8 protein-coding genes are annotated in these 6,094 nt (G+C 61.8%); 5 read left to right on the top strand and 3 right to left on the bottom strand.

Translation table 11 applies throughout. From position 1 onward, the window contains the following. Positions 1–37: 37 nt before the first annotated feature. Positions 38–928 carry a LysR substrate-binding domain-containing protein gene (locus tag GR303_RS22580; RefSeq protein WP_161726456.1) on the top strand — a complete coding sequence of 297 codons (891 nt, stop codon included), beginning with the start codon at positions 38–40 and terminating at the stop codon, positions 926–928. Positions 929–987: 59 nt separating this feature from the next. On the opposite strand, the gene GR303_RS22585 is transcribed toward GR303_RS22580, so the two are convergent. Next, on the bottom strand, positions 988–1,908 hold the full coding sequence (locus tag GR303_RS22585) for a LysR family transcriptional regulator (protein ID WP_201752195.1): 921 nt from the start codon (positions 1,906–1,908) through the stop codon (positions 988–990). Positions 1,909–2,011: 103 nt separating this feature from the next. On the opposite strand from GR303_RS22585, the gene GR303_RS22590 reads away from it, so the two are divergent. Continuing rightward, positions 2,012–2,989 (top strand): Bug family tripartite tricarboxylate transporter substrate binding protein, encoded by a 978-nt coding sequence (locus GR303_RS22590; RefSeq protein ID WP_161726453.1) that lies wholly within the window; start codon positions 2,012–2,014, stop codon positions 2,987–2,989. A 345-nt stretch (positions 2,990–3,334) separates the two neighbouring features. Here GR303_RS22590 and GR303_RS22600 read toward each other — a convergent pair whose 3' ends face one another. After that, positions 3,335–3,586: a hypothetical protein gene (locus tag GR303_RS22600; protein WP_161726449.1), complete on the bottom strand. Its 252-nt coding sequence runs from the start codon at positions 3,584–3,586 to the stop codon at positions 3,335–3,337. Positions 3,587–3,830: 244 nt separating this feature from the next. Between GR303_RS22600 and GR303_RS22605 the strand changes: the two genes are divergently transcribed. Beyond that, positions 3,831–4,040 (top strand): cold-shock protein, encoded by a 210-nt coding sequence (locus GR303_RS22605; RefSeq protein WP_161726479.1) that lies wholly within the window; start codon positions 3,831–3,833, stop codon positions 4,038–4,040. A gap of 81 nt (positions 4,041–4,121) precedes the next feature. Here GR303_RS22605 and GR303_RS22610 read toward each other — a convergent pair whose 3' ends face one another. Beyond that, the gene (locus GR303_RS22610; RefSeq protein ID WP_161726447.1) at positions 4,122–4,799 is read right to left on the bottom strand and encodes a CYTH domain-containing protein; all 678 of its coding nucleotides are present in this window, start codon (positions 4,797–4,799) and stop codon (positions 4,122–4,124) included. Between the two features lie 273 nt (positions 4,800–5,072). Between GR303_RS22610 and GR303_RS22615 the strand changes: the two genes are divergently transcribed. Further along, entirely contained in the window at positions 5,073–5,414 is a 342-nt protein-coding gene (locus GR303_RS22615) for a hypothetical protein (RefSeq protein ID WP_161726446.1), read from the top strand. Between the two features lie 69 nt (positions 5,415–5,483). Next, positions 5,484–5,891, top strand: coding sequence for a universal stress protein (locus tag GR303_RS22620; protein WP_161726444.1), 408 nt, complete (start codon positions 5,484–5,486; stop codon positions 5,889–5,891). Positions 5,892–6,094 lie beyond the last annotated feature (203 nt).

The following is a 6,094-nucleotide window of genomic DNA, read 5'->3' on the forward strand; positions in this document are numbered from 1 at the left end:
AAGTGCAGTAACAGGCCTCCCATGTGAGGGCTCTGCGGTGGACTGGGACAAGATCAGACTGTTCTACGAGGTGGCGGAAGCTGGCAACTTCACGCGGGCCGGCGACAAGCTTGGTGTCAATCAATCCTCCATCAGCCGCCAGATCAGTGCTCTTGAGCAGGACCTGAAGGTTCCGCTGTTTCACCGCCATGCCCGTGGCCTCATCCTGACGGAGCATGGCGAGGTGCTCTTCAAGGCTGCCCAGGACATGCATCTGCGCCTCGAGCGAACGTACCAGCGGCTCACCGAGACCAGCGAGCGACCTGCCGGCGAACTCAAGGTCACCGCCACCGTGGGGATTGGCGGCATCTGGCTGGCCCAGCGCGTCACGGAATTTCTTGATCTTTATCCCGAGATCCGCATCCAGCTGATCCTCACCCAGGACGAGTTGGACCTGTCGATGCGGGAGGCCGACATTGCCATCCGGCTGCGGCGGCCGGCTCAGCCGGACCTGATCCAGCGGCGCCTGTTCACCATCCACTACCATGCCTATGCCGCCCATACTTACATCGACAAATTCGGCGAGCCTCAGACGGTGGCGGATCTCGACAGCCACCACATCATCAGTCTGGGCGGGGAGCAGCCGCCATTCATTCTTGACCTTCATCAGCTGGCGACCTGGGGACGCCCTGCGAAGGATCCACGCCTGAGCCGGTTGGTCGTGAATGACAGCCTTGCACTGCGGCGGGCGATCGAGACGGGCGCCGGCGTTGGGATGGCGCCGGACTATGCGATGAGCAACAACCCGCATGTGAAACAGGTGCTGCGCGATGTCGAGATGCCGACCCTTGACTCCTATCTGGTGTTTCCCGAGGAGGCGCGCTCTGTTGCCCGGCTTCAGGTGTTCCGGGACTTTCTGGTGACCAAAGCGCAGAGCTGGGCCTATTAGGTCGTGGACTCATCTCGTAACTTGGAGCCACTGCACTTAACTCGCTGGCCGTGCCGGTCTCATTCTGCCTCCGGATCCGACAAACCCTTTGCTGTCCGCCTGACCACACTCACGAACTGGCGCACAACGGCTGAGGGATCGTTGCGGCGCGAGGCGAGGCTCAGAAGGGCCCTCGGCTGAACAGGACCTGTCAATCGGCGATAAGTCACCCCATCCATCGACATTCGCTGCATCGAGATCGGAACGAACGAGATCCCCAGACCAGCGGCGATCAAACCAAGAGTGGATGTGATTCGAGGAGCAAGTTGCCCAACGCGAGGACTGAACCCAGCAGCCTGACACGCCGCAATCGTTCTGTCGCAGATACCCGAGCCCGGGGGGCCGTAGAGGATGAAGGTCTCGGAGGCGAGGCTTGCCAACTCTAAGGCCGTGTCGCCTTCACCCTGAGCCAGAGCGTGTCCGCTCGGCAGTGCCACAACCATGATCTCGTCCAGCAGCGGCGTTATCATGAGCCCGGCCGGATCGGGCACAGCGTTTCTGATGAAGGCCACGTCCATCTGCTCATTGCGCAAGCGATCAAGAAGCCCGTGGCTCAGGGCCTCCTCCAACGTGAGGGACACGAGTGGGAAAGCCTCCCGGAACGCCCGCACCGCCCGCGGCACAAGGGGATGGAAGGGAGCTGTCGGTGTCATTCCGACGCTGATGCGGCCCTGCTCTCCTCGTGCCGTGCGGCGGGCGGTCTCCAGAGCACGGTCGAGATGAGCCAGCATTGCTCGGGCATCCTCAAGCAGCGCACGGCCAGCCTCGGTGAGCTCGACACCACGAGGTTTGCGAAAGAACAGCTGCACATCGAGCTCTTGCTCCATGGCTTTGATCTGCTGACTGAGGGGCGGCTGCTGCATCCCTAGCCGCTCGGCCGCTCGTGTGATGTGGCCTTCCTCGGCAACGGCAATGAAGTATCGAAGGTGCCGCAACTCCATGCCATATCCAAAACATATGAGTTTTGCTCTCGCCATATGATACCTCTTACCCCGGGCCGCAGCTATCCTTTCGTCATTGCCTCGCTAGACGGAGGAGTTCCCTATGAAGCTCGCTCGCCGAGAGTTCCTGCGCTTCAGCGCAGGTGCGGTTGCCCTATCGTTGTCCGCCCGCCTTGCGAGAGCGCAGACTTACCCAACAGGGCCTGTTCGCATCGTCGTGGGGTTCCCCGCAGGTGGAGCCGTGGACATCGCAGCACGGGTCATAAGCCCTTGGCTGTCAGAGAAGCTTGGGCAGCCGGTCATCGTCGAGAACCATCCAGGCGAGAGCGGCAACCTCGCGACTAGAGCCGTCGTGAATGCGCCTCCGGACGGATCGACACTCCTTCTGTGCGGCGTGGTGAACACCATCAACACGACACTCTTTCAGAGCCTCGACTTTAACTTCACGCGGGACATCGCGCCTGTGGCCGGCATCTCGCGCGTGCCGCTCGTGGTGGAGGTCCACCCCTCGGTGGCGGCCAGAACCGTTCCAGAGTTCCTTGCCCTGGCGAAGGCCAATCCGGGTCAGCTCAAAGTGGCCTATGCCGGCCGGGGCACGCCACAACACCTCGGCATTGAACTCTTCAAGATGATGGCCGGGGTTGATCTCATGCTGGTGCCCTATCTCGGCTCAGCCCCGGCCTTGGCCGACCTGCTCAACGGTCAGGTGCAAGCGATGTTCGATCCGATACCCTCGTCCATTGCGCATATCCGAAGCGGCAAGCTGATCCCCCTGGCGGTGACCAGCCCAGCTCGCTCAGAGGCACTGCCGAACGTTCCCACCATGAACGACTTCGTTCCCGGGTACGAGGCGGGGTCCTGGTACGGTATTGGTGCCCCCAGAGACACGCCGGACAGCGTCATCGCCAGGATCAACACCGAGGTCAATGCCGGCCTCGGAGATCCCAAGATCAAGGCGCGCCTGGCGGAACTGGGTGCAACCGCGATCCCTGGCACATCGGCCGAGTTTGGCCGGTTTATCGCCAGCGAGACGGAGCGTTTCATGCGGGTCATCCGGGCGGCCAAGATCACGCCTGAATGAGCAAACCCGTTTGCTCGATGTCGCCCGGACAGTTAGTCATTGTTCTTTGGATGCCCTGGGCTCGAACCTCATTCAACCTCCTGGAGGAGTTCGGCGCCGCCGCGACGACTTAACCGACTTTGAATGGGGCGTGGTTGCTCCGTTGCTGCCGAACAAGCCGCGAGGAGTGCCGTGGTTCGATGATCGGCGCTGACCCAAAAGTATCGGCTGGGCATTGCGTTCGGGCGGCCGCATTTACACTCGCCTTAGTGCGTATCTGACTGCGTGCTTACGAGTCCACGCTCGCGGGCTCAAGGCACCTGGGTCCTGCTGGTGTAACGGCAGGGTATGGGCTGGTCAAAGCGTCTACTCGGTGCGGCGCAGCGGCTTGATCTCGGGAGCACCCAGCCAGGCGCACACCTCCTCCAGGGTCTTAAACGTATGCTCAACCTGGGTAAATGGCGGAGGCCACTGCCCTGGTGCCGGATCGTTCAGAAGCTCTGCGGTCCACGTGACCTGATCGGTGCGCGCGCCACTCCGCACAATGCTCCCAATGATCTCACCATGCAGCAGAAGATCGTAGCTGCCGGGAGCCAGTTGGATAAGACGGTAGGGCATCTGGATGTGGTCTCGATCTCGGTTCTGAACCCAGGCCACTTGTCGTTGTGACCAGCAATTGAGGGGCTAAGCACAGTGGATGGCCATCGCAACCGCCCCTGAGAAAGCCTCAGCTGTGAGTGCCCGCAGCGGCTCGCGCCCGCCCAGTTTTGAAGCAGGTTGACTTGATCACATCGGCTGAGCGGGTACAGTACCGCTGATGGGTGTAGACCTCATGATCCTACACAACAAAGGGAAGAGTTTCGTGGCGACAGGAACGGTGAAGTGGTTCAACGAGCAGAAGGGTTACGGCTTCATTCAGCCGGACAACGGCGGCAAGGACGTGTTCGTCCATATCAGCGCTGTGGAGCGTGCTGGCCTGCGTGGCTTGGCTGAGGGCCAGAAGATCTCCTATGAAGTTGAGGCAGACCGCCGCTCCGGCAAAGAGTCGGCCGTGGATCTGAAGACGGCTTAATCAGGCCCGCGTGGGTTCAATCGGGCCGCTCTGCAAGGGTGCCGCCTGCCCCACAGCAGATTTGAACCCTCGCCGGGTCCGTCAGCGCCGGCGAGGGCTCAAGGAGCGGGCGAGTTCCCGGATGACGCTGTCCTCAATGTTGAGATCATTCTGATCGTGCACGTCGTTCGCTTCGGCCTCAGCTGAAACCGAGGGTGCAACGGGCTGCGGAGCAATCACTTGCGGCTGATGGGATCCCACGCGGCCGTCCAGGGTATCGAGCAGGCTGTGGAGCGCCGCGTCTGTGATCTCCACCTCAGGCGCTGAGGGCAATCCGGACAGAGCCATGGAGCGGCCCTGGTAAGCGGGATCTCCTGTGACCTCCGGACCAAACCAGGCCAGCGGCTGAAACTTACGGGCCTGCTTGCTGTGCTCGAACGTGACCGTGATCAGATCCAGCGGTCCCGGTGTGAGGAAGCGGCGAACAGTGACCGAATGAGTGGCGATGGCCAAGCTGACACTCAGGTACTCGACCCGCCCGGCAGTCAGCTCCAGCAGCGCCTCAGCGTGAGAAAGGGGAATGTCCGTGACCTCCTCGACCGGACCGTCCGGGCGATTGGAGACCAGAATGAGCCGACCTGTCTCCTCCTCCAGCTGCACATGGTTGCCCCGGTCTGGACGATCCGGGAAGTAGCCCTGCCGGACACGATGGCCTTCCCTCTCCTTCTCGATCAGACGGGCCAGGGATGGGGCAAGCAGAAAGACGCGGGCGGTGCTCATCACATATCAGCCTTCCACAACGGGTGACGCTCGTTGCGCCAGCGGACGTCAGGTTACGGTGTGACGATGGGCAGGGGAAGAGCGTTTGTTGCTGTCCCCGGCAGGCGCGGGCTAATGGGTAGCAGAGCGCCCCAGTCCAGATCCATGACAACTGCCGCAGGACGGCATGGTGACAGCCACCGATAGGTCCTCGTACTTGGCTGTGCTATCATGGCACATAAGCTGGTGCCCTCATGACGCACCGATGCTGCACCTCAAAGAGAGGAGGCTAACATGCCCCTCAAAGACCTGCTGCTCGTGATCGGCAAAGACACGGAGGCTGGCGAGCTCTATACCCTGGAGCTTGCTCGGCTCAGTGGCGCGGCCTTGACAGTCACGTCGTCCGGAGCAGTTCCCAGCCTGCCTGCTTTCATCCGCTCAGAACTGCCCAGTGATCTGCTAGATCACATGCGTGAGGATGTGGAGAGCACGGCGAGAGCCGCTCTGGAGGGCTTTGCCAAGAGAGCACCAGAGGTGGGTGTCACGGTCGAGACGGTGATACCTGATATATCGAGAGGGGACGTCACAGGCGAGGTCAGCCGGCTGGCCCGGTACTTCGATGTCACTGTCCTCTAGCAACCTGATCCTGCGGGAGCAGAGTCAGCCGACCTCATCGAAGCGGTCCTGTTCGGCTCAGGACGTCCGGTGTTGATCGTTCCCTGCCGCCAAACATCCTCACAGCTCGCGACAGCCCTTGTTGCATGGGACGAGGGGCGGCCCGCCGCCCGCGCTGTTGCTGACGCCCTGCCTCTGCTCGCGATGGCTGCACGGGTCGAGATTGTGACGGTCGGCGACCTCAGAGGAGACCCTAGCCGGGACAGCCGCCAACTGGTGCGCCACCTGGCCAGTCACGGCATCGAGGCGCATGCGACGAACCTCACGCGAGACCAGGGCAGTGTTGCCGGCACCCTGCTGTCCCATGCCGTCGATGTGCAGGCTGATCTGCTCGTGATGGGCGGCTATGGCCATTCGCGGTTACGGGAGATCGTGCTCGGCGGCACAACCCGCAGGATCCTCCAGACCATGACCGTTCCCGTGATGATGGCTCATTGAGCGGGTGCAGCATACCACCTGGCATTGTCACACGAAGCAAGCAAAGGCCGTCTTGGTTGTGAGCCGCGATTACCTAATACCCCGTCTTAGAGAGAGCGACTCGTCGCAGCCTCAAAGTGCCTGAGATGTGATTCAACATGGCAAGCGAGGAGGTTTGCCATGTCCATTCCCGTCGCCCTCCGGCCTGATTACGATGCCGTTCG

The organism is Microvirga arsenatis (genome assembly GCF_009910705.1).
GTDB lineage: Bacteria > Pseudomonadota > Alphaproteobacteria > Rhizobiales > Beijerinckiaceae > Microvirga > Microvirga arsenatis.

Excerpts from the sequence above, each read along its gene's own strand:
- GR303_RS22585 (WP_201752195.1), bottom strand. The coding sequence starts at position 1,908 with ATGGAGTTGCGGCACCTTCGATACTTCATTGCCGTTGCCGAGGAAGGC.
- GR303_RS22590 (WP_161726453.1), top strand. The coding sequence starts at position 2,012 with ATGAAGCTCGCTCGCCGAGAGTTCCTGCGCTTCAGCGCAGGTGCGGTT.
- GR303_RS22600 (WP_161726449.1), bottom strand. The coding sequence starts at position 3,586 with ATGCCCTACCGTCTTATCCAACTGGCTCCCGGCAGCTACGATCTTCTG.
- GR303_RS22610 (WP_161726447.1), bottom strand. The coding sequence starts at position 4,799 with ATGAGCACCGCCCGCGTCTTTCTGCTTGCCCCATCCCTGGCCCGTCTG.
- GR303_RS22615 (WP_161726446.1), top strand. The coding sequence starts at position 5,073 with ATGCCCCTCAAAGACCTGCTGCTCGTGATCGGCAAAGACACGGAGGCT.